Origin of the sequence: Nocardia cyriacigeorgica, from assembly GCF_029868385.1 — a bacterium.
In the GTDB taxonomy this organism is placed as follows: domain Bacteria; phylum Actinomycetota; class Actinomycetes; order Mycobacteriales; family Mycobacteriaceae; genus Nocardia; species Nocardia cyriacigeorgica_F.
Map to the genome: position 1 here is coordinate 128,783 of NZ_JARWNX010000023.1, position 21,727 is coordinate 150,509.

At 67.3% G+C, this 21,727-nt stretch carries 18 protein-coding genes and 1 riboswitch; of the genes, 10 read left to right on the forward strand and 8 right to left on the reverse strand.

Going from position 1 to position 21,727, the window contains the following annotated elements; all coding sequences use genetic code 11:
• Nucleotides 1–66: 66 nt before the first annotated feature.
• The 4 genes from odhI to QH168_RS03830 all read left to right on the forward strand — a co-directional run bounded on the left by odhI (nt 67) and on the right by QH168_RS03830 (nt 2,825).
• Nucleotides 67–552 (forward strand): oxoglutarate dehydrogenase inhibitor Odhl, encoded by a 486-nt coding sequence (gene odhI / locus QH168_RS03815; RefSeq protein ID WP_036536402.1) that lies wholly within the window; start codon nt 67–69, stop codon nt 550–552.
• A 54-nt stretch (nt 553–606) separates the two neighbouring features.
• On the forward strand, nt 607–1,419 hold the full coding sequence (gene ftsR / locus QH168_RS03820; RefSeq protein WP_280232981.1) for a transcriptional regulator FtsR: 813 nt from the start codon (nt 607–609) through the stop codon (nt 1,417–1,419).
• 146 nt (nt 1,420–1,565) lie between these two features.
• Nucleotides 1,566–2,039, forward strand: a complete 474-nt coding sequence (locus tag QH168_RS03825; protein ID WP_280232982.1) for a bifunctional nuclease family protein — start codon at nt 1,566–1,568, stop codon at nt 2,037–2,039.
• A 228-nt stretch (nt 2,040–2,267) separates the two neighbouring features.
• A complete protein-coding gene (locus tag QH168_RS03830) occupies nt 2,268–2,825 on the forward strand; it encodes a MerR family transcriptional regulator (RefSeq protein WP_280232983.1) in 558 nt (185 codons plus the stop codon).
• Here the strand turns inward: QH168_RS03830 and QH168_RS03835 are convergent, their stop codons facing one another.
• Nucleotides 2,826–3,434, reverse strand: coding sequence for a TetR/AcrR family transcriptional regulator (locus QH168_RS03835; RefSeq protein ID WP_280232984.1), 609 nt, complete (start codon nt 3,432–3,434; stop codon nt 2,826–2,828).
• Between the two features lie 67 nt (nt 3,435–3,501).
• Here QH168_RS03835 and QH168_RS03840 point away from each other — a divergent pair, with 67 nt between their 5' ends.
• Nucleotides 3,502–4,851, forward strand: coding sequence for a M14 family zinc carboxypeptidase (locus tag QH168_RS03840; protein ID WP_280232985.1), 1,350 nt, complete (start codon nt 3,502–3,504; stop codon nt 4,849–4,851).
• A gap of 116 nt (nt 4,852–4,967) precedes the next feature.
• A riboswitch (glycine riboswitch) is annotated at nt 4,968–5,064 on the forward strand.
• 154 nt (nt 5,065–5,218) lie between these two features.
• On the forward strand, nt 5,219–8,026 hold the full coding sequence (gene gcvP / locus QH168_RS03845) for an aminomethyl-transferring glycine dehydrogenase (protein WP_280232986.1): 2,808 nt from the start codon (nt 5,219–5,221) through the stop codon (nt 8,024–8,026).
• A gap of 148 nt (nt 8,027–8,174) precedes the next feature.
• Here gcvP and QH168_RS03850 read toward each other — a convergent pair whose 3' ends face one another.
• Entirely contained in the window at nt 8,175–8,756 is a 582-nt protein-coding gene (locus QH168_RS03850) for a TetR/AcrR family transcriptional regulator (RefSeq protein ID WP_280233007.1), read from the reverse strand.
• A 295-nt stretch (nt 8,757–9,051) separates the two neighbouring features.
• Here QH168_RS03850 and QH168_RS03855 point away from each other — a divergent pair, with 295 nt between their 5' ends.
• A complete protein-coding gene (locus tag QH168_RS03855; protein ID WP_280232987.1) occupies nt 9,052–9,888 on the forward strand; it encodes a Vgb family protein in 837 nt (278 codons plus the stop codon).
• Between the two features lie 241 nt (nt 9,889–10,129).
• Here the strand turns inward: QH168_RS03855 and QH168_RS03860 are convergent, their stop codons facing one another.
• From QH168_RS03860 to QH168_RS03870, 3 genes are all read right to left on the reverse strand, one after another.
• Entirely contained in the window at nt 10,130–11,740 is a 1,611-nt protein-coding gene (locus tag QH168_RS03860) for a VWA domain-containing protein (RefSeq protein WP_280232988.1), read from the reverse strand.
• Between the two features lie 145 nt (nt 11,741–11,885).
• Nucleotides 11,886–12,134 (reverse strand): WhiB family transcriptional regulator, encoded by a 249-nt coding sequence (locus tag QH168_RS03865; RefSeq protein ID WP_280232989.1) that lies wholly within the window; start codon nt 12,132–12,134, stop codon nt 11,886–11,888.
• 28 nt (nt 12,135–12,162) lie between these two features.
• Nucleotides 12,163–12,711 carry an HNH endonuclease gene (locus QH168_RS03870; RefSeq protein WP_280232990.1) on the reverse strand — a complete coding sequence of 183 codons (549 nt, stop codon included), beginning with the start codon at nt 12,709–12,711 and terminating at the stop codon, nt 12,163–12,165.
• A 477-nt stretch (nt 12,712–13,188) separates the two neighbouring features.
• On the opposite strand from QH168_RS03870, the gene QH168_RS03875 reads away from it, so the two are divergent.
• Entirely contained in the window at nt 13,189–15,369 is a 2,181-nt protein-coding gene (locus tag QH168_RS03875; RefSeq protein WP_280232991.1) for a malate synthase G, read from the forward strand.
• A gap of 543 nt (nt 15,370–15,912) precedes the next feature.
• Here the strand turns inward: QH168_RS03875 and QH168_RS03880 are convergent.
• The gene (locus QH168_RS03880) at nt 15,913–17,475 is read right to left on the reverse strand and encodes an alpha/beta fold hydrolase (RefSeq protein ID WP_280232992.1); all 1,563 of its coding nucleotides are present in this window, start codon (nt 17,473–17,475) and stop codon (nt 15,913–15,915) included.
• Nucleotides 17,476–17,693: 218 nt separating this feature from the next.
• Between QH168_RS03880 and QH168_RS03885 the strand changes: the two genes are divergently transcribed.
• The gene (locus tag QH168_RS03885; RefSeq protein WP_280232993.1) at nt 17,694–18,275 is read left to right on the forward strand and encodes a TetR/AcrR family transcriptional regulator; all 582 of its coding nucleotides are present in this window, start codon (nt 17,694–17,696) and stop codon (nt 18,273–18,275) included.
• A gap of 86 nt (nt 18,276–18,361) precedes the next feature.
• On the opposite strand, the gene QH168_RS03890 is transcribed toward QH168_RS03885, so the two are convergent.
• Together QH168_RS03890 and QH168_RS03895 are read right to left on the reverse strand one after the other, a co-directional pair.
• The gene (locus QH168_RS03890) at nt 18,362–18,538 is read right to left on the reverse strand and encodes a TetR family transcriptional regulator (RefSeq protein WP_280232994.1); all 177 of its coding nucleotides are present in this window, start codon (nt 18,536–18,538) and stop codon (nt 18,362–18,364) included.
• Nucleotides 18,539–18,899: 361 nt separating this feature from the next.
• Nucleotides 18,900–19,505 carry a TetR family transcriptional regulator gene (locus QH168_RS03895; protein ID WP_280232995.1) on the reverse strand — a complete coding sequence of 202 codons (606 nt, stop codon included), beginning with the start codon at nt 19,503–19,505 and terminating at the stop codon, nt 18,900–18,902.
• Nucleotides 19,506–19,627: 122 nt separating this feature from the next.
• Between QH168_RS03895 and QH168_RS03900 the strand changes: the two genes are divergently transcribed.
• Entirely contained in the window at nt 19,628–21,082 is a 1,455-nt protein-coding gene (locus QH168_RS03900; protein ID WP_280232996.1) for an MFS transporter, read from the forward strand.
• The last annotated feature ends 645 nt before the right edge of the window (nt 21,083–21,727 follow it).

Consider the following 21,727-nt stretch of genomic DNA (forward strand, 5'->3'; position numbering starts at 1 on the left):
CTCGGGTCGCGGCGGTCGAGGCAGCACCTGCCTGCATGATTATCAGGTTCGAGGAGGAGAGAAACGGTGAGCGAGAACAAAGACCCGGGTTACGGGGAGACCGCGGCCGAGACGACGTCGGTCTTCCGCGCGGATTTCCTGAACGAGGTCGACGCGTCACGCTCCGGAGAGGCGACCGGCGAACAGCCGGTCCAGGGTGTCGAGGGATTGCCGGTCGGCGCGGCCCTGTTGGTCGTCAAGCGTGGTCCGAACGCAGGCTCGCGTTTCCTGCTGGATCAGCCGACCACCTCGGCCGGACGTCACCCCGACAGTGACATCTTCCTCGACGACGTGACCGTCAGCCGCAGGCATGCCGAATTCCGTCAGGACGAGGATTCCTTCCAGGTGGTCGATGTGGGCAGCCTGAACGGCACCTACGTCAACCGGGAGCCGGTGGATTCCTCGGAGTTGCAGAACGGTGACGAGGTCCAGATCGGCAAGTTCCGGCTGGTATTCCTCACCGGCCCGCGTGCCCAGACCACCGATTCGGCGGCGGGTGCGGGCAGCTTGTGACAGACGGTGCGCCGATACTCGTGATCGGCGCTCTCACATGAAAGACTCGGTGTCATGACGGGCGCGGCGCAGTGGGCACGCGGAGGCATGTCGATCGGCTCCGTGCTCGATCTGCTGCGGCCGGATTTCCCCGATATCACCATCTCCAAGATCCGCTTTCTGGAAGCGGAAGGGCTGATCCGGCCGGAGCGCACACCGTCGGGATACCGCCGATTCTCGGTGGCCGATTGTGAGCGGCTGCGGTTCGTGCTCACCGCACAGCGGGATCAGTACCTTCCGCTGAAGGTGATCAAGGAGCAGCTCGAAGCGATCGACAGTGGTGCGGCGACGCTCGGTGTGCGGGAAGCCCGCGCCCGGGCGCACTCCGTGCGTCCCGAACCGGAACGTCCGTCCGGTGAGGGCGAGCGCGCCGCGGCGGGGGAGCGTGCCGCCGCCCCGCGCAGGCTCGGCGTGGTACCGGGTGAGATCTCCCCGGACGAACTGCGCTTCGATCACGAGGTCCGGCTCACCCGCGCCGATCTGCTCGATCAGGCCGGGATCGACGAGAAGTTCCTGACCGACCTCATCCGGGCGAATCTGATCACTCCCGGCGCCGCCGGATTCTTCGACGCCGATGCGGTGACGCTGGCCAAAACCGCCCGCGCCATGTCGGAGTTCGGTTTGGAGGCACGGCATCTGCGGGCCTTCAAACTCGCCGCCGACCGCGAGGCGGCACTCGTCGCCCAGATCGCAGCGCCCATCGCCAAGAGCCGCGACGCGGGTGCGCGAGCGCGCGCCGAGGAGACCGTGCGTGAACTCGCCGCGCTGTCGCTGACCCTGCACACCAGCCTCGTGAAGGCGTCGGTGCGGGCCTCGCTCGGCAACTGATTCCGGTGCGTTCGGGTCGTGACCAACACGCCGCAACGCCGTGAACTCAGCCATCGCGGCACGGTCGGGAATTCGCTTAGACTCGTGGTTACGGCGAGCTCGGTAGGGACACGGCGGGCTGTCGGCGAGTATTGGGAGGCAGTGCGATGAGCGAAATGCGCGTGATCGGCATCCGTGTCGAGCAGCCACAGAACCAGCCCGTGCTGTTGCTCCGGGAGGTATCCGGCGACCGGTACTTGCCCATCTGGATCGGACAGGCCGAAGCCACCGCCATCGTGCTGGAGCAGGAGGGCGTCACTCCGATCCGCCCGCTCACCCACGATCTGATCAAGATCATGATCGCCGACCTCGGGCACACCTTGAAAGAGGTGCGGATCGTCGATCTGCAAGAGGGCACGTTCTACGCCGATCTGGTGTTCGACAACGATCTGCGGATCTCGGCGCGCCCGTCGGATTCGGTGGCCATCGCCTTGCGCGTCGGCTGCCCGATCTATGCCGAGGAAGCGGTTCTCGACGAGGCCGGTCTGGTCATGCCGGACGAGCGCGAGGACGAGGTGGAGAAGTTCAAGGAGTTCCTGGAGTCGGTCTCGCCCGACGATTTCAAGGCCACCGACAGCTGAGCGCGGAAACTATTTTTTAGACCTTAACTACAGGTCGAGACTCTTACCGCGCGTCGCGTTTGGCCGGACGAGACCGCTCCCGAGACAATCGAGAAGAGTAATCTCGATAGTTGGGCCACGTCCGTTTCGGCAGGGTCGCGCCGGGGTACCGGTGCTCGATTCGTGGCCGTGACGGAACCGGGTCATCGATGAGGCTGAGAACGCGTCGGCGAAACAAGGGAGTGGTCAGTGGCAGAGCATTACCAGGACGAGGTACAGCCAGGACTGTTCCCGGACGACTCGGTGCCCGACGACCTGGTGGGTTACCGCGTGCCGAGCGCATGCCAGGTGGCCGGTATCACCTATCGGCAGCTCGATTACTGGGCGCGCACCGGTCTGGTCGTGCCGTCGATACGCGGTGCGGCCGGTTCGGGGAGTCAGCGCCTCTACTCGTTCAAGGACATCCTGGTCCTCAAGATCGTCAAGCGACTACTCGACGCGGGCATCTCGCTACAGAACATCCGCATCGCGGTCGACCATCTGCGCAGCCGTGGCGTGCAGGATCTCGCGGGTATCACCCTGTTCTCCGACGGCACCTCGGTCTACGAGTGCACCTCGCCCGAGGAAGTCGTCGATTTACTGCAAGGCGGACAGGGTGTCTTCGGTATCGCGGTGAGCGGTGCCATGCGTGAGCTGACCGGTGCCATCGCCAACTTCCCGGCGGAACGGGCTACCGCGGCCACCGACCGTCCGGAAGACGAACTCGCCTTTCGGCGCAAGGCGCGGATGAATCGCAAGACCGGCTGACTATCGCACGAGTGTGATGAGCGCGACCGTACTCTCCAGCACGTAGTCGCGGTCCACACTGTCCGGCTCGAGCACCGCGTGCTGGGCGAAACCGGTGACCAACGCATCGACGGCGGGTGCCAGGCGACGAGCCTGGTCCGCCGTCGTCGTGTGTGTGCCATCGGGGTCGATGCGACGGCCCGTGCACAGCGCGATCAGGGTCGGTAGTCTGCGCGGAACCTCGGCGGCGATATCGGCTCGCAGCTGGGGGTCCCGCAGCGCGGCGCCGAGGATGTCGAGTTCGAACGCGAACACCTGGTAGGCCCGCGCTCCGCCCGCTGAGCCGAGTGCGGCATCGGCATAGCCGCGCAGTACCTCGGCCAGGTCAAGGCCGGGATCGTCGAGCAGCGGTGCCAGCGATTGCTGAAAATCAGCCACCAAATGCTGAATGGCGGCGATCATCAATGCCCGCTTGCTGCCGAATATCGAGTAGATCGCACCGGTGGTCAGCCCGACCTGGTCGGCGAGTTCGCTCAGTCGCGTCGATTGATGGCCGCGTGCTGCGATGGCGCCAATGGCGGCCTCCAGCAGGGCCTTTCGGTTGTTCAACTGTAAGTCGGCACGGCGCACCCACTGATGATAACGTCGTTATTGAAATAACGTGATTATCTGAACTCGGCCGCGGGAGGTTTGGCTCATGGACGATATCGGTGCGATCGTCGGATCGGTCGGCCGGATCGACGGGTTCCCAACGGTCGATCAGCTCGCCGTCTTTCTCGCCGAGCTGGCCGCGGCACGGCCTGATCGTGTGCTCCTCACCGATATCGGACACTCACGCAACGGTGAGCCGATCCGCGCGGCGCGCATCGGAACGGGTGAACCCCACATCATCGTGCTGGGCAATCCGCATCCCAATGAGCCACTCGGGATGGCAACGATCCGGCATCTGGTGCGCCGGCTCGTCGAGGACGAATCGGCTGCGCTCGGAGCGAGCTGGCATATCGTGCCGTGCCTCGATCCGGACGGCACACGACTCAACGAAGCCTGGTTCGGTGGCCCGATGACCAGGACCGACGTGGCGCGTGGGTTCTATCGTCCGCCGAGCAGCCAACAACCCGAATGGTGCTTCCCCGCCGCCTGGCGCGGCACCACGATCGGAACGCCGCTGCCCGAGACGACGGCGCTCATGACGCTGATCGACCGAACGCGTCCTGCGCTGATCGCCTCCCTGCACAACGCCGATTTCGGCGGCGGCTTCTTCTACTGCTCCGGTGGTGACCAGAGCTATTGGGCGGCCTTGACCGGGCTACTGGCAGCGGCTCAGGTCCCGGTGTACCGGGGCGAGCCCGATGCGCCCGGCTCGCGCGCCGTGGCGCCTGGAGTCTTTCATTTGCCGAGCTTCTCGACCATGGCCGAGACTCTGGCCGCGGCCGGCGCCGATCCTGCGACAGTGCTGGGCGGTGGCGGAAGCTTGGACTATGCCGGGCGATACGGCACAGCGGTACTCGTCAGTGAGCTGCCGCTCTGGGTTGATGCACGCATCGACGACGATTCCCCGAGCCAACTGTGCAGCGCCGAGGTTCTCGACGCTGTGGCCGAGGCGTATCGAGAGCTGGTAGCGCTCATCGACGATGCAGTGGAGCTGTGCCCGACGCCCGACCACCCGCCAGGGCCGTTCGAACAGGCCCTGCGTGCGATGCGCGCAGACCTGACCGCGATGGCGGCAGCGAAACAGAGGGGAGCCGCCCGAGCCGGCGAACGAATCGCTACGCGTGGGGAGGTGTTCGTCGAGAATTACGTATGGATTGCCATGATGCGGCTGCGTGTCTGCGGTATGGCGCTGCGCTTGCTCGGATCCGAGGTTCGTGACGGGGCACCGGCGCTCGCCCGCGCGCGAGTTCGGTTCGGCACGCTGTTCGACCGGTGGTCCGGTGAGATCGAGGCGGTGGCGCCCGGCGTCGTGGTGCCGCTCGAGCACCTCGTCAGGGCGCAGGCCGGTGCCATCGTCGTCGCGGCCACCCGGGTGTGTTCGGGACTAGCGGTCTGAGGCCATATCAGAGGGCCTCTGGTACGCCGAGCGTGTGTGCGTGATGAGAACAACACCGTGGCGACGGGGTCGGTGGTGCCACCGTCGGCTGAAGCCGAATAGACTGATCTGCGCGTCGCCGCCGTGCGGGAGAGTTCCGGGCCTCGAGTCCGGGCGCCGAAGGAGCAGCACCTCCCCGTCAATCTCTCAGGCAACAGGGACCGTACGGGCTTCGGCGCCTCTGGAAAGCGGTGGCTGCGGGCTGCCCGCCCATGGGGAAAGGGGTTCGGCTCCGGCCGTGACCACCGAATCTCTCAGGCGCCACGACAGAGGGGGAGGGCTGGACCCGTCGACCGCGTGGTCGATCCGCCCGACCTGGGAGTATGCAGTGAGCCGCACCTTCGCCGACCGTCATATCGGACCTGATCGCGCCGAACTCGATCGGATGTTGCCCGTCGTCGGTGTCGGCTCGCTCGACGATCTGGCCACCGCCGCGATTCCCGCCGGGATCCTCGACGATTCCGTGCTGGCTGCGCTGCCGGCCGCGGTGAGCGAACATGAGGCGCTGGCCGAACTGGCCGCCCTCGCACATGCCAACACCGTCGCGACCTCGATGATCGGGCTCGGCTACTACGACACGCTGACCCCGCCCGTGCTGGTGCGTAACCTGCTGGAGAACCCGGCCTGGTACACCGCCTACACCCCGTACCAGCCGGAGATCAGTCAGGGCAGGCTCGAGGCGCTGCTCAACTTCCAGACCATGGTGTCGGATCTGACCGGTATGGAGGTCGCGAATGCGTCCATGCTGGATGAAGCCACCGCTGCCGCCGAGGCGATGACGCTGCTGCGGCGCGCGAACCGGTCTGCCTCGGCTCGGCTGCTGATCGACACCGATCTCTTCCCACAGACCCGGACCATTCTCCACACCCGCGCCGAGCCGCTCGGTATCGAGATCGTGGAAGCGGATCTGTCCGGCGGGCAATTGCCCGATGGCGACTTCTTCGGCGTCCTTGCGCAGGTCCCCGGTGCGTCCGGGCGGATCGTCGACGTGGCGCCGATCATCGAGGCCGCACACGAGCGCGGTGCGCTCGTGGCCGTCGGTGTGGACCTGCTGGCGCTGACCTTGATCACGCCGCCGGGTGAGCTGGGCGCTGATGCCTGCTTCGGCACCACCCAGCGGTTCGGCGTACCGATGGGCTTCGGCGGTCCGCATGCCGGGTATCTGTCGGTGCACGCCAAGCATGCCCGTCAGCTGCCGGGGCGTCTGGTGGGTGTATCGGTCGACGCCGACGGCGCGCCCGCCTACCGGCTCGCTTTGCAGACCCGTGAACAGCACATCCGGCGCGAGAAGGCCACCTCCAACATCTGTACCGCACAGGTGCTGCTCGCCATCGTCGCCGCCATGTACGCGAGCTACCACGGGGCCGACGGCCTGCGCGCCATCGCGCGGCGAGTGCACGGGCACGCGGCGGCCATCGCGGCGGGGTTGGACGGTGCCGTGGTGCACGAGCGTTTCTTCGACACTGTGCTCGCGCATGTGCCCGGTGGGGCGGAAGCCGTTGTGGGCAAGGCGAAGTCGCGCGGCATCAATCTGCGGTTGGTGGACGCCGACCATGTGGGCATCGCCTGCGACGAAGCGACCACCGATGCGCATATCGCGGCCGTGCTCGAATCCTTCGGCACCGCATTGCCTTCGGAGAACCAGGGCGGCGCGCCGGTGTCGATCGAGACCCGCACCTCGGAGTTCCTCACCCATCCCGCGTTCACCCGCTACCGCACCGAGACCGCGATGTTGCGCTATCTGCGCAGGCTCTCCGATAAGGACATCGCCCTGGACCGCAGCATGATTCCGCTCGGCTCCTGCACCATGAAGCTGAACGCGACCGCCGAGATGGAAGCGATCACCTGGCCGGGATTCGCGCGGGTGCACCCGTACGCGCCGGTGGAGGATGCGCCGGGTCTGCTGCGCCTGATCGCCGATCTGGAGGGGTGGCTGTCATCGATCACCGGCTACGACTCGGTGAGCTTGCAGCCCAACGCCGGTAGCCAGGGCGAATACGCGGGACTGCTGGCGATCCGCCGCTATCACCTCGACCGCGGCGACACCCACCGCGACACCTGCCTGATCCCGTCCAGCGCACACGGCACGAACGCGGCCTCGGCCGCCATGGCGGGTCTGCGGGTCGAAGTGGTGGCCTGCCGCGACAACGGTGACGTCGACCTCGACGATCTGCGCGCCAAGATCGCCGACCACGCCGATCGGCTGGCCTGCATCATGATCACCTACCCGTCCACACACGGCGTGTACGAGCACGAGGTCGCCGAACTGTGCGCGCTGGTGCACGATGCGGGCGGTCAGGTCTACATCGACGGCGCGAACCTGAACGCGCTGGTCGGGCTGGCACGGCCGGGCCGATTCGGTGGCGACGTCAGCCATTTGAACCTGCACAAGACCTTCTGCATCCCGCACGGCGGCGGCGGTCCCGGCGTGGGACCGGTGGCTGTGCGCTCGCATCTGGCGCAGTACCTGCCGGGCGATCCGCTGGAGCCGGGTTCACATGCGGTATCGGCGGCGAAGTACGGTTCGGCGTCGATCCTGCCGATCACCTGGGCCTACATTCGGATGATGGGCGCAGACGGGCTGCGTCGGGCGACGCTGTCGGCGATCGCCTCGGCCAACTACATTGCCCGCCGCCTGGACGAGCATTTCCCCGTGCTCTACACCGGCGAGAACGGCATGGTCGCCCACGAATGCATCCTGGATCTGCGCGAGATCACCAAACAGACCGGCGTCACCGTCGACGATGTGGCAAAGCGGTTGGCCGACTACGGTTTCCACGCGCCGACCATGAGCTTCCCGGTGGCGGGCACCCTGATGGTGGAGCCGACCGAGAGTGAAGACCTCGCCGAACTGGACGATTTCATCGAAGCGATGATCGCCATCCGCCGCGAGATCGACCAGGTCGGCGCGGGCATCTGGCCGGTCACCGACAATCCGCTGCGCGGCGCGCCGCATACGGCGGCGAGCCTGGTGGGGGAATGGGATCACCCCTACAGCCGCGAAATCGCGGTCTACCCGCGTGGTCTCGACCACGCCCGCGCGAAGGTGTGGCCGCCGGTGCGCCGGATCGACGGTGCGTTCGGTGACCGCAACCTGGTGTGCTCCTGCCCACCGCTGGACGCCTACACCGACTAGGGGGGCCCTCGGCCGACGTGGTCCTGTACTGCTCGCGGTGCGGTCCTGTACCGGCGGAATGTCGCACAACCGCACGGGGCATGCTCGCGCCGGAACCGAACCGGCGCCGGTGCCGCATAGCGGGAAGGGGCCGCGCAATCGTCGCGGTTCAGAGCGCCCCGGCGCGTGCGGCGGCGATAGCGGCGCGGGCGGCGTTCGCGGCATCGTCCTCGGTGACCGGCTCGTGCGAGATGAACAGGCGGTAGTAGAGCGGGGCGACGGCGCACCGGATCACCGCCTCGGCATCGACCTGGGCCGGTAGTTCGCCGCGTGCGACGGCACGGCGGACCACGTCTGCCGACTGATCGTGACGTGCGGTGAAGAAGGCGTTCAACGCTGTCGCGGCAGCGGGATTCTGCATGGCGGCCGCGATGAAGGCCGTGGAGACCGGGCCCTGCGCCGGATCGGCGAAACCGGTGCGGACCAGTTCGGTGATGGCGCGCAGGTCTTCCTCGATGCTGCCGGTGTCGGGCAGTGGCCACGGTTCGGTGGCGGCGAGGTCGAGTGCGTCCGCGATCAGACCCTCGGGATCGGTCCAACGTCGGTAGACGGTGGTCTTGTGCACCCCGGAACGGTTGGCCACGTTGTCCATGGTCAGGCCCGCATAGCCGTGTTCGACCAGCTCGGCGAGGGTCGCTTCGCGCACTGCGTCACGGACTCGTGCGCTGCGCCCGCCGGGTCGTTTCTGCACCGTCAAAGACAACTCCTGTTGCGTTAGTGGTGACTCTTCGCTACCTTAAGGCTACACAAGTTGCGATTGTGACGGGATGTGGTTCGACGTGGAAGAGGCAACGCAACGACCAGGGCACCGCAGTGCGACACCGGCGCGGAGTTCGGTGGCGGACGGAGTGGGGCAAGAAGCCCGGTCGGTGGGTTCATCGGACCGCCGGCAGGGTTCAGTGGTGAGGGCTCCCAATCGCGGAACGGCCCGACACGGCGACGCCTCGATGGAATCGAGAAGGGAACAAAGGACTTTGCCGAATACTGTGCAATCGATCGCGGTAACGGGTGCGCCATACGGGGTAGCGATCGCCGCCGACGGCGCCCTCTGGTTCACCATGGCCACGACCGGCGCCATCGGCCGACACCATGGCGGTACGACGGACACCTTCGCCCTCGAACCCGGTGACGGTCAGCCGACCGTGATCGTCGGCGGACCGGACGCGGCGATGTGGTTCACCGAATTCCGTGGCAACCGCATCGGTCGGATCACCGCCGACGGTACGCGGACCAGCATCGCCGCCGACGCGCCCTACGGACTGTGCGTCGGACCGGACGGCGCGCTCTGGTTCACCGAACTACAGTCCGGTCACATCGGCAGGCTCGATGCCGACGGTGAGATCACCCGCTTTCCCGTCGAGGGCATGCCGTCGATGATCGTCGCCGGACCCGATGGGGCCCTGTGGTTCACCCTCAACCTCGGCAATGCGATCGGCCGGATCGCCACCACGGGCGAGATCACCGCGTACCCACTGCCCACCGAATCGGCCAACCCGGTCGGCATCACCGTAGGCCCCGACAATGCGTTGTGGTTCGTCGAAATCGGTGCGGGCCGGATCGGTCGAATCACCACCGATGGCAATATCGACGAATTCGCGCTACCCGACCGCAACGCGCGGCCGCACGCGATCATCACCGGGCCGGACGGTGCGCTGTGGTTCACCGAATGGGGCGCGGACCGTCTCGGCCGCATCACCACGGCGGGGGAGATCACCGGCCTGGCGCTCCCGGGCGCCGAACCACACGGGCTCATCGCCGGGGCGGACGGAATCATCACGGTAGCAATGGAATCCGGACTCCTGGTGCGCGTGCCGGTCGGCTGACCACTGGTGCGGCGGGCGTCGTGGTGGTTACCGCAGCAGCCATACGCACGACGGCGCAAGGGTCGCGGGCGGTGAGTGCTGCCGCACCGGATCGGCGGCGAGTGCGGTCGCGGGCTGGAGTGGCGCGGTGGGCGCTTCCTCCGGAGGTCGGTGGTGTCGTGCCGACCGGCAGCGGGACTCCTCCGCCTCTGGCGAGAGGCCCCGGAGATCGCCCGCTCTGCCGGGATTCCCGACCGGCCCGCTATGTCGTGGTCAGCGCCTGCACCATCGCCGTACCGAAGCTGATGTCGTTGGAGGTGGGGACTCGGGTGTAGGTGCCGCCCGTGGTCTCGGTGACCGCGCGCAGCGTGTCGGTGCCCTCGCCGCCGATCACGATGACGTCCACGCGCACCGGGGTCGACGCATCGGACGCGGCGGTGAGATCGGCGAGCAGCTGGGTTCCGGTGAGGGTGGAATCGTCTTCGGGCCCGTCGGTGATCAGCAGGATCGAATTGGTCCGGCCGGGAGTGTATCCGGCGACGGCGGCGCGGTAGGCGGCCAACAGCGTGGGATAGCACTGGTCGGCCCGCAGATCGGTCGGGCGGATGGTGTCGAGCGATCGGGTGATCTCGGTGCGATGTTCGGCGGCCAGCGGTGCGGTCATCGACTGCACCCGATAGGGCGTGGTTCCGTCGAGGTTCTTGCCGAACGTCCAGACGCCGAGACCGAAATCCGGCGGCATGACATTCATGGTGGAGCGCAGCGCGCCAAGGGTATTGGTCAACCGGGTGGTGGAGCCGTCGGTGCCGCCCATCGACGACGACACATCGATCAGCACGGTCGCCGACACGCCGAGCACCGGCTCGGCGAGGGTGGCGCGCACCTTGTCCAATGCGGCGCGAGCGGGCACCGGCGCGGTGGTGGCGGGAGCGGGACCGAATCCGGCGGCGGTGAAATCCGCGGCCTGCTCCGGGGCGCGAAGATAATCGGTGAACACACCGGCGACCATGTTCTGGGCGCTGTCGACCCAATGGCCGGTCATCATGGCCGCCGGATAGTCGGCCACGGGCGCCGCACCGGCCGGGACGAACGCGGTGAGCCCGCCGTGCGCGTTGATTTGCTGTTCGGTAGCGGCGACCGCGTGAATGGTGGCGGCGGCCGGGGGAGTCGCGGTGAGCGCACCGAGCGCGGCGGGAATGTCGGCGACTTCCGGCGCCGTGGCGGCCAGCGCGGACACCGCGGCGACGACCTGACCGGACAGCGCGGCGTCCTCGGTGAGCGGATCGGCGCCCGAGACCGCGGAAGCGACCGCGGTGGCGGCGGCCAGCGTCGCGTCACCGGGCGGCACCGCCATCCGGAGCCCACCCCACGGCAGCTGCACCTCCTCGAGCGAACCACGTTGCAGGCGTGGCAGATCCGCCCAGGTGATCGGCCCGCGCCCGAGTGCGGCGCCGAGTTCGCCCGGTACCGCCAATGCGATCGGGCTGACCGCCACCGACGCCGGTGTGCCCTGGACGAGTCCTGGCACCCGCACCGATTCGATCTGACGCATCGACTCGGGGATCCACAGCGCGGGCTGCGGGCCCAACGCTGGATCCCAGGGTGTGTTGCTGGCGAACGCGGCGGCCACCGCCGTGGCGGATTGCGCCTCGATCCGCACCGTCACGCAGTGGTCGCCGACGATCGGTTCGGTGGCGTTGTATCGGTCGGCGATCGTGCGGACCGTGGCGGCGAGCGACGGATCGACCGTCACATTCAGGACCGTGTCCCCCTCGACGCATTCCGCGGCCGCCGCGCTGGTGCTGCTGCTGGAGCGATCGCGTAACTGGAACCAGCCGAAGACGGCTCCGACGAGTAGTAGCACAGCCACCACGGTGATAACGGGACCTTTGCTGATACCCCGGGACCTGGAACGGCTGCGATGTGTACCCACGAGGCACGAGTGTATGCGTGTGTGTGCCGCCACAGCCGGGCCGTGGCCCGCCGCCGTGGGGACGACGGCGGGCCACCGCACCGGATCATTCGCGGATCACCCGTCCGCGGTCGAATTCGTGCCCACCCCACACGCCGGACTGGCCGGTGCGCTCGGCGAAATCGCCGCAGGCGGCCCGGATCGGGCACCCCGCGCACACGGTGCGGGCGTAGGCGAAATCCTGCGACGGGTACGGGAACCACGCCTCGTGGTTGGGGTCACCGCGGCATGCGGCGCGATGCCACTCCCGGCTGTCCGAGAGTGGGAGCAGGTCGGTCAAGGTGGTGACGGTCATGGCGATCCTCTCCTTTCTGCGGATCCGGTCAGGCGGTGGCGGCGAGCTGCTTCCAGATACGGCGCTGCCGCTGGGCCAGCGGGTCGGGGGCCTTGGGCTCCCACAGCAGCCGCATGCCCGCCTCCTCGGGAGTGCGGTCGGCCTTGCTGGTGTTGCACGGTCCGCAGCAGGCGATGAGGTTGGCCCAGGTATTGGGCCCGCCCCGGCTGCGCGGACGGATGTGGTCGACGGTGCGCGCCCACGCCGCGCAATAGCCGCACCGGTGCTTATCGCGCCGCAGAACGCCCGCCGCCGTGGCGCGGCTCTCATCGCGCACCCGTGTCGTGTGCTCGAGGTAGACGTAGCGCAGCAGCCGGATCGTCTCGGGCAGCACGATGTGCAGATGCTTGGAGCGGATGGGGAAACGCGGCTCCCGGTCGGCGACCGATTCGGCGGCACCGCTGAGCAACAGCACCACCGCGCGGTCGGCGGCGATCTCGTCGATCGCCTCGTAGCTGGCGTTGAGCACCAGCACCGGGGTGTGTATCCAGTTGTCGGCAGTGGGAGCCACCGCTGTGGCGGCACGGCGTATCGGCATGGGAATCACCATGTTTCGGGAGAGCGAGAGGCGAGATCAGGGATGTGCGGATGGGGCGGGGGTGCTGTGGTTCAGCGGCCGTCCTGGAGGCGGCCGGATTCGAGTGCCGCGCGCGCGACGCTGATCAGCAGCCGCGGCTGGGTGCAGACGATCGGAGCCCATAGCTGCATGGAATTCATCGAAGTCAAAGCCACCTCCTCCTCTCCTGAGTTCTCGTCGATCACCACCGGATGCGGTGGATCATCGTCGAAATCATGGTGGCACACCGGATACCGAGTTGTCGGGCCATTTTCTCGGCGGCGGTGGACTCCGGTGTCGGATGGCCTGCCGCTGTCGTGGTAAAAGGCCCGGTAGGGTCGGTGGCGGCGGGAACAGACCGGCCTGCGCCGGTGTTGACCCCGACGCGCGGTCGTAGCACTACCGACGGGTAACATGGCTGCGACTTTCCCTACCCGTTTCTCTACAAGTGAGGCTTAGATGACAGAGCGGATTCAGGTCGGCGGGCTCCAGGTGGCCAGTGTTCTCCACGAGTTCGTAGAGAACGAGGCGCTTCCGGGTACCGGCGTGGATTCCGCCGCGTTCTGGGCCGGTGCGGAGCAGGTGATCAATGATCTCGCCCCGCGCAACCGTGCTCTGTTGGCCGAACGCGACGAGATCCAGGGCAAGCTCGACGCCTGGCACGGCGAGAACCCCGGCGCGAACTACGACAAGGCCGCCTACAAGAACTTTCTGACCGAGATCGGGTACCTGCGCCCCGAACCGGCCGATTTCCAGATCGCCACCCAGAACGTCGACGACGAGATCGCGACCACCGCGGGCCCGCAGCTGGTGGTGCCGGTGATGAACGCGCGCTTCGCGATCAACGCCGCCAACGCGCGCTGGGGTTCGCTCTACGACGCCCTCTACGGCACCGATGCCATCTCTGAAGCCAACGGCGCCGAGAAGGGCACCGGCTACAACAAGGTGCGCGGCGACAAGGTCATCGAGTGGGCGCGCAACTTCCTCGATGATTCGGTCACCCTGATCACCGGCTCACACATCGGCTCCACCTCGTACAAGATCGTCGACGGTGAGCTGGAGGTCGGCCTGGAGGACGGCACCGAGATCGGCTTGGCCGATGCCTCGCAGCTGGTCGGCTACCTGGGCGATCCCGAATCCCCGACCTCGATTCTGCTGAAGCACAACGGGCTGCACATCGAGATCCAGATCGATCCCGAATCGCCGATCGGCAGCACCGACACCGCGGGCGTCAAGGACGTGGTGCTGGAGTCCGCCGTCACCACGATCATGGACTTCGAGGACTCGGTCGCCGCGGTCGACGCCGAGGACAAGGTGCTCTGCTACCACAACTGGCTCGGCCTGATGAAGGGCGATCTGTCCGAAGAGGTCAGCAAGGGCGGCAAGAGCTTCACCCGCACCATGAACCCCGACCGCGTGTACACCGCCCTCGACGGTTCCGAGCTGGTGCTGCACGGCCGCTCGCTGCTGTTCGTGCGCAACGTCGGCCACCTGATGACCTCCGACGCCATCCTCGACGCCGAGGGCAACGAGGTGCCCGAGGGCATCATGGACGGCCTGATCACCTCGCTGATCGCCAAGCACGCGCTCAGCGGCGACACGACGCTGAAGAACAGCCGCACCGGCTCGGTCTACATCGTGAAGCCGAAGATGCACGGCCCCGACGAGGTGGCCTTCACCAATGAGCTGTTCGGCCGCATCGAAGACGTCATCGGTGTGCCGCGCAACACCCTCAAGGTCGGCATCATGGACGAGGAGCGCCGCACCACCGTCAACCTGAAGGCCTGTATCGCGGCCGCTCAGGAGCGCGTGGTGTTCATCAACACCGGCTTCCTCGACCGCACCGGCGACGAGATCCACACCTCCATGGAGGCCGGGCCGATGGTCCGCAAGGCCGATATGAAGGCTCAGCAGTGGATCGCCTCCTACGAGGACTGGAACGTCGACACCGGTCTGGCCACCGGGCTGCCCGGTAAGGCGCAGATCGGTAAGGGCATGTGGGCCATGCCGGACCTGATGGCCGACATGCTGGTGCAGAAGGTCGGCCACCCGAAGGCGGGCGCCAACACCGCGTGGGTGCCTTCGCCCACCGCAGCCACCCTGCACGCCACCCACTACCACCTGGTGGACGTGTTCAAGCGGCAGACCGAGTTGGTCAAGGGTGGCCCCCGAGCCACCGTCGACCAGATCCTGGAGATCCCGCTGGCCGCCGACACCAACTGGTCGGCCGAGGAGAAGCAGCAGGAGCTGGACAACAACTCCCAGTCGATCCTCGGTTATGTGGTGCGTTGGATCGACCAGGGCGTCGGCTGCTCGAAGGTGCCCGACATCAAGGACGTCGCGCTCATGGAGGACCGCGCCACCCTGCGCATCTCCAGCCAGCTGATGGCCAACTGGCTGCGCCACGGCATCGTCTCCGCCGACGAGGTGGTGGCCAGCCTGGAGCGGATGGCCCCGGTCGTCGACCGCCAGAACGCCGGTGACGCGAGCTACCGGCCGATGGCGCCCGACTTCGCGGGCAGCGTGGCTTTCCAGGCCGCCAAGGAGCTGATCCTGGAGGGCACCAAGCAGCCCAACGGTTACACCGAGCCCATCCTGCACCGTCGTCGTCGCGAGGCGAAGGCGCTGGCGAGTAAGTGATGTTCAGTGAGTGAAAAGTAGCTCCCAGCAGCTCTTTTTGGCGGAGGCCCCGTACCGGCGACACCCGGTGCGGGGCCTTTGTCATCACGGGAGATCAGCTCGTATACCGGTCCGTCACGCTCAAAACGGCCACATGTGGAGATGTGTCACCGTGGTTATCAAAAAGGTCTGGAGTAGTTTCCCGCAGTGCGACGGCCACCGGTCGGTGCCGGTTCACTCCGAATTGTGGCGTGGTTCGGCCAGGCAACGCCGAACGCTGAGCACCATGTCCGGCGTCGACTCCGACAATCAACGCACCACCGAAGACACATAGCCACGGACAGGATGGATGGCCGACCAAGCTCGACACACGGGCACACGGCAGTGCCAACGAGAGTGGCGACCGAGGATCGAGTGCCACGCGTCAGTGCGTGTTGCTCGAGCTGCTCCCGGCGATCGCGATGAGAAGACCTGTTCTGGAACACGATGGGGGAGGCCGTACCTCAACACTCCACGACCCGGCCTGCGCCTCAGGCGGGACTCAGAAGTGGAGACGACGCGACCTCAGCCGAGCGTGCAGGCGGCTCCCTCATCGGGGATCTCGAGGTCGATGATGTAGGCGCTGACGACGTCATTGACGCAGATGCTCGCGCCGCTCATCGCGATGGTGTGCTGTTCGCCTTCTACGGTGAGCAGGGCGCCGCCCAGGGACTCGGCAAGGGCGACGCCGCCCGCATACGGGGTGGTCGGGTCACCCGTGATGGAGATGGTGAGGGTCTCGGGCAGGCCGGAGATGTCCTGCGCGTACGGATAGGTGAGTTCGGTGTCGCCCGGCATGGCTTCGCAGCCGTCGCGCGCGCCCTCGATGCTCTCGCCTGGGTCCAGGAAGGGCGCTTCCTCCCAGATCTTCGCGCGCAGCCGCTCCTCCTGTTCCGGAGTGCGGCGCTGCTCGTCCATGCAGTTGATGACGACGTTCGCCTCGAGATAGTTGGACCAGACACCGTCGGAGCCGCGTTCGGCGAATCCGTCGCTGAGGGCGAGCAGAGTGTCACCCTTGCCCTGCGTCAGCTCCGCGATACCGGCCTGGACGTCCGGCCAGGTCGTGGACTGGTAGAGCCCGCCGATGACGGCGCCGATCGCCGTGTTGAAGTCCACGGGGCGGCCGCTCACGGTCGACGCGGGTGTGTCGATGAGCGGGCGGACGATCTCCTGGAACCGTCGCAGCGCCTGATCGCGGTCCTGGCCGAGGACGCAGTCCGGTTCCCGAGTGCAGGAGTCTGCCATCAGATCGAAGGAGCGCTGGAATCCGGCGTATTGCGTGACTTTCCGCTGCGCGGTCTCCAGGGTGGGGTCCTGGGCGCCGTCGAGGACGAGCGCGCGGACGTTCGAGGGGAACATCTCGGCGTATACCGCGCCGAGGCGGGTGCCGTAGCTCTGTCCGATGTAGGTCAGCTTCTCGTCGCCGAGGGCCGCTCGGAGGATATCCATGTCGCGGGCGACGTTCGGGGTCCCGACCTCGGCGATGAACTGTTCGCTGCCGGTGCGCCGGGTGCACTCTTCGGCGATCTCCTGCGTGTCTGCTGCCGTCCAGGATCCCTGGACGACGCCGGCGGGGAACACGAATCCGGTGTCATCCGTCTGCTCGTCGGAGATGCAGTCGATGGCCGGGGACGAGGCCGACACGCCGCGGGGGTCGATGCCGACGATGTCGTACTGCTCCGTGATGGGGGTGTCCTTGAAACCGGCGGAGGCGATGACGGCCTGCAATTGTCCGGAACCGCCGGGGCCGCCGGAGTTGACGACCACGGAGCCCTTTGTGTCGCCGCGGGCGGCCATGCGCGTCACGGCGAGTTGCGTGGTGCCGTCGTCAGGGTGGTCGTAGTCGATGGGAACCGTCAGGCGCGCGCACTCGGCGCGGGTGACGGCGTTGAACGTCGTCTCCTGCAACTCGGTGATGGCATAGCCATCGCAGGATTCGAACTGGAGTTCCTGATCGTAGAAGCGGTCCAGGTCGGCCGCTGTCGTGGAAATGTCAGAAGCTGGTGGCGTCGTGCAGGCGGGCAGCAGCAGTGCTGCCGGGACGAGTGTGGCGGTTAGGAGGGCAGGGAGCTTGTGCTTTCGGCGCATGATGCGTTCTTTCATTGTGCGTCGGATGTGTGGTGGCCTCGACGGCGCGCGGATGGTCGTGACAGGGCGGCGAGGATGCAGCCCGCGGCCGGCTGTCGGTAGCTCGGAGTCCCGATCGGTGCGTCTTGCCGACGATGGCTGGCACAATGTGCTAGCAATGATATTAGCACAGTGTGCTAGCGTGGGCGGTGCGCCGATTGGCAGAAACGGGAAGGGTCATGAGCACGCGAGGCAAGATCTTGGATGCGGCCACGTCGATGATGGAAGAGGGTCAAGGGCACCGACTGACAGTGCGTGCGGTCGCCGAGCGAGCGGGTGTCGGAATGGGGACCCTGCGGCACTATTTCCCGACTCAGCGCGTTCTGCTCGACGCCGTCCTCGCGGCGTTGTACGAGTCGGCGATGCCCGACGATCGCATCCACGACACGGCGCTGCCAGCACGCCAGCGCCTCATCGACAACTTGGGTCGGCTCGTCGCCGCCATCGGCACCGGGGACACGGCCCGGACGCGATGGGCGGAGATGTTCAGGAACTACATCAGCCCTGACGCCCCCGAAGACGTCCGTGCCACATACGCCGCCTTCGACGAGCAGGCGACGAGGCGCGTCGAGGCATGGCTGTCGGTTCTCGTGGAGCAGGGGGCTCTCGAAGCGGGTGACAACACGGCCAGGGCCCACTTCCTTCTCGGCGTCGTCAACGGACTGGTCCTCTGGCGAGCATTGCCACTGGCAGAGTCCGCTCTCACGCGAGAGGTCGACGCACTCACCTTTGCCGTCGACGCGTTGCCCTTCACGGGGTAGTCCGTGGGACGCCCCCGTGCGCTCCTCCGGACACGGGTGTCACCTCGGCCGGGAGGATCGTTGAATCCACTCTCCTCCCTGCTGATTCAGCGGGCGCGCCGCGCGGCCGCGGCCAGCTGTTCCAGGGCATCCATATCGAGGCACTCGATCAGCGACGTCACCGTCGCGAAGTGCCGGTAGATCGTTCCGGCGCCCAGGCCGGTCTCGCGGGCGAGGTCGTTGAGGCGGATGCTGTCCGAGGCGTACGAACTCGATCGACGCATACGCGCGGCAGGTCTGCCGATCTCATCAATCCTGACGCACCCCGGAGTCGGCGTCGACGCGAAAGCGCCGCGCCGGAATCCTTGACGAGACCGTGCCCTATCAGCGCAACCCCTACACCCGCTGGGCGCAAGGCAAGGATGCTGCGGCGTGGCCGGGCGTCCGCGCGCTGACCGATCCGCACGCACACGGCGGCGAGTTCTACGGACCCGCCGGTGGTTCACGGGGAGAAGCGGTTCGGATCGAGACGAACCCGGCGACCGCGAACCCTGCTTCCGCCATTTCAGCCAGCGTCTGGTCCTTTCTCACCGAGGCGAGTGGCGCCGGTTCTCCTCTCTGAGTGGCTCGGGCTTCGGTGTCAGCTCAGGTGAGCTTCGGCAGCGTGACGTCGCCGAACGCCGTGAAATAGGCGTCGAGCAGCGGGCGCAGCTTCGAATCGGGTGTGCGCGCCCACTCCTGCCAGGCGAGGTCGACGGCGGCGACCGCGGCTGCGGCGATGGCATGGGCGGCGCGATCGTCGCCGACGCGCTCGCGCAGCACGTCGGCGATGGCCGATTGATCGCCGCGCTGTTGGGTGGCCAGGTGCGCCTCGAGCGCGGGCACGGCGGTGATCATGCGCAGGCGCGCCCGTAGCGGGTCCCCGCGTGTCTCAGCTGTGTCGACCATCGACTCGGTGGCCGTGCGGATGATCGCCCACACGGTCGTACCGGGCTCCGCGGCGTCGGCGGCCTCGGCGACGCGCTGCGCGAAGGCGCCGGCGCGTTCGGCCGAGCCGCGCGCGGCGGATACCACCGCATCCTCTTTCGACGTGAAGTAGCGGAAGAAGGTTGCGCGTGAGATTCCGATGCCCTGTGCGATCTCGTCCGCCCTGACCTCGTCGAATCCGCGCTCGGCGCAGAAGGTGGCCGCGGCATCCGCGAGCTCGGCACGCAGGATCTCGCGGCTGCGATCGCGCACTTTACTGGCCATGATCAAAAGTCTACAAGATGATACTATCTCTCGTTAGAGAGACGCAGTCTCATGAATTTTGATCATGATCAGAAGGGATGGGCGAACGACCGATGACCCACGCACCGACCCAGGACCTCGCTGTGACCTCCGCCGATGGCGGCGGGGCACGCGGAGGCGACAGCGCCCGCACGCGCCGGCACGGTTCGGGGGTGGTCCTCGCCGTGCTCGCCTTCGCCGGCCTCGGCGCGTCGTTCATGCAGACGATCCTCATTCCGATCCAGGGCGAGCTGCCGAGATTGCTGAACACCACCAGTGACAACACCGCGTGGGTGATCACTGCGACGCTGGTGGCTGCCGCGGTCTGTACACCCGTCGCGGGACGGCTCGGCGATATGTTCGGCAAGCGCCGAATCGCCATGGCACTCCTGCTGTTACAGGCGGCCGGCGCAATTCTCGCCGCCCTCTCGAATGATGTGGTGACCATGGTCATCGCTCGGGCGTTGCAGGGCATGGTGGCCGGCGTCATTCCGTTGGGCATCTCGATCCTCCGCGATGTGCTGCCACCACGGAAGCTCGGCTCGGGTATCGCGCTCGTCAGTGCGACGCTCGGCGTCGGCGGCGCGCTCGGCCTGCCGCTCAGCGCGGTTGTTGCCGAGCGGTTCGACTGGCACGCGCTGTTCTGGGTGGCGGCGGGAATCGCGGTGCTCGCCTTCGTCGCCTACGCGGTCTTCGTGCCGTCGAGCACGTTGCGCACACCGGGACGCATCGACGTCGTCGGCATCATCGGGCTCGCGCTCGGGCTTGTCGGCGCCCTCGTCGCCCTCACTCGCGGCGGCGAATGGGGCTGGAGTGACGCACGTACCCTGACACTTCTGCTCGGCGGCGTAGTCGTGCTGTTGCTGTGGGGCGTGTTCGAACTGCGCGTGCAAGATCCACTCGTCGACCTGCGGGTCAGCGCGCGCGGACCGGTGCTGCTCACCAACCTCGCTTCCGTCTCGATGGGCTTCGCGCTCTTCGCGTCGAACGTGGTGCTGCCGCAACTGCTCGCGCTGCCACGGGCGACCGGCATCGGCTTGGGACTGACACTCACGGTCGCGGCGATGATCCTCGCGCCCGCTGGTCTGGCGATGATGGCGATGTCACCCGTCGCGGGCAGGGTCGAGCGGCGCTGGGGCGCGAAGCCCCTGCTCATCATCGGTGCCGCGATTCTCGCGCTCGCCTACGGGCTCGCACTGATCTTCCACGCCGAGCCATGGCAGATCCTCATCGTCAATATTGTGCTGGGCGTGGGAGTCGGCCTCGGCTACGCCGCGATGCCCGCGCTCATCATGCAGGCCGTGCCGGCGAGCGAGACCGGAGCCGCGAACGGGCTCAATGCGCTCATGCGCTCGCTCGGCACGACCATCGCCTCGGCCGTCGCAGGCGCGATTCTCGCTCAGTCCATCACGACGGTCGGTGGCGTGACCGGTCCGAGCGAAAGCGGCTTCCTGCTCACTCTCGCGCTCGGACTCGGTGCGGCGATCCTCTGCGTGATGATCGCGGCCTTCATCCCGCGTCCACGCGCTGACCGGGAAGGCGCGATCGAGCCTTCCTGACGGGCAGCTCAGCGGCCTGAAGGGCGACATCGGCTACCGCGTGGCCGAGGCCGGTGTCGCGCTGAAGGTGATCGAAGGCAATCTGCTCGCGATGTCGATGTGCTGGTTCTCCGCTGCGCCACCGAATACGCGATCGAAGTGTGCGGCATCGGTGCTCGCCGACCGGGTTGTGTCTTCCTGGCAGTGCCCATCATGCAGGCCGCCGACAACGCGGCCGAGCGAGAAAGGCCCGCGAGCAAGCCAGGTCGGAATTGGCGCAACTACAGAATCGGCGAGGAATGCTCCTCGTGCCCCTGACGGCTGGTCAGGGAGCATCGGGAATTGCCGGGGCCGCCGAGTTCGCTGCCGGAGCTGGCCAGGCGTTTGTTGCCCCTCTCCATGAGGTACAGGACGATCGAAGCCTCAGTTGCGGACGATACGCGGCCACAAGCCGAGCGGGCGGCCCGGAAGTCCTTTCGGATGCCCATGCCCTGCGGCGCATTCGAGGCCGCAGGGCACAGCCGACGGGTCAGCGGGTGCGCGGATCCTTCAGCGAGGCCATCGCTTCCATGAGCGAGGAATGAATGGCGGTCAGTTCCGGGGTGGCGAACGACTCCCAGGACTGCTCGCCCGTCCCGTCCTCGGCGGAATCGGCCTGCTCCCAGT

Bases quoted from the DNA above. Each gene is read 5' to 3' on its own strand.
- ftsR (WP_280232981.1), top strand. From the start codon at position 607: ATGACGGGCGCGGCGCAGTGGGCACGCGGAGGCATGTCGATCGGCTCC.
- QH168_RS03825 (WP_280232982.1), top strand. From the start codon at position 1,566: ATGAGCGAAATGCGCGTGATCGGCATCCGTGTCGAGCAGCCACAGAAC.
- QH168_RS03840 (WP_280232985.1), top strand. From the start codon at position 3,502: ATGGACGATATCGGTGCGATCGTCGGATCGGTCGGCCGGATCGACGGG.
- QH168_RS03865 (WP_280232989.1), bottom strand. From the start codon at position 12,134: ATGACCGTCACCACCTTGACCGACCTGCTCCCACTCTCGGACAGCCGG.
- QH168_RS03870 (WP_280232990.1), bottom strand. From the start codon at position 12,711: ATGCCGATACGCCGTGCCGCCACAGCGGTGGCTCCCACTGCCGACAAC.
- QH168_RS03875 (WP_280232991.1), top strand. From the start codon at position 13,189: ATGACAGAGCGGATTCAGGTCGGCGGGCTCCAGGTGGCCAGTGTTCTC.
- QH168_RS03880 (WP_280232992.1), bottom strand. From the start codon at position 17,475: ATGCGCCGAAAGCACAAGCTCCCTGCCCTCCTAACCGCCACACTCGTC.
- QH168_RS03885 (WP_280232993.1), top strand. From the start codon at position 17,694: ATGAGCACGCGAGGCAAGATCTTGGATGCGGCCACGTCGATGATGGAA.
- QH168_RS03890 (WP_280232994.1), bottom strand. From the start codon at position 18,538: ATGCGTCGATCGAGTTCGTACGCCTCGGACAGCATCCGCCTCAACGAC.
- QH168_RS03895 (WP_280232995.1), bottom strand. From the start codon at position 19,505: ATGGCCAGTAAAGTGCGCGATCGCAGCCGCGAGATCCTGCGTGCCGAG.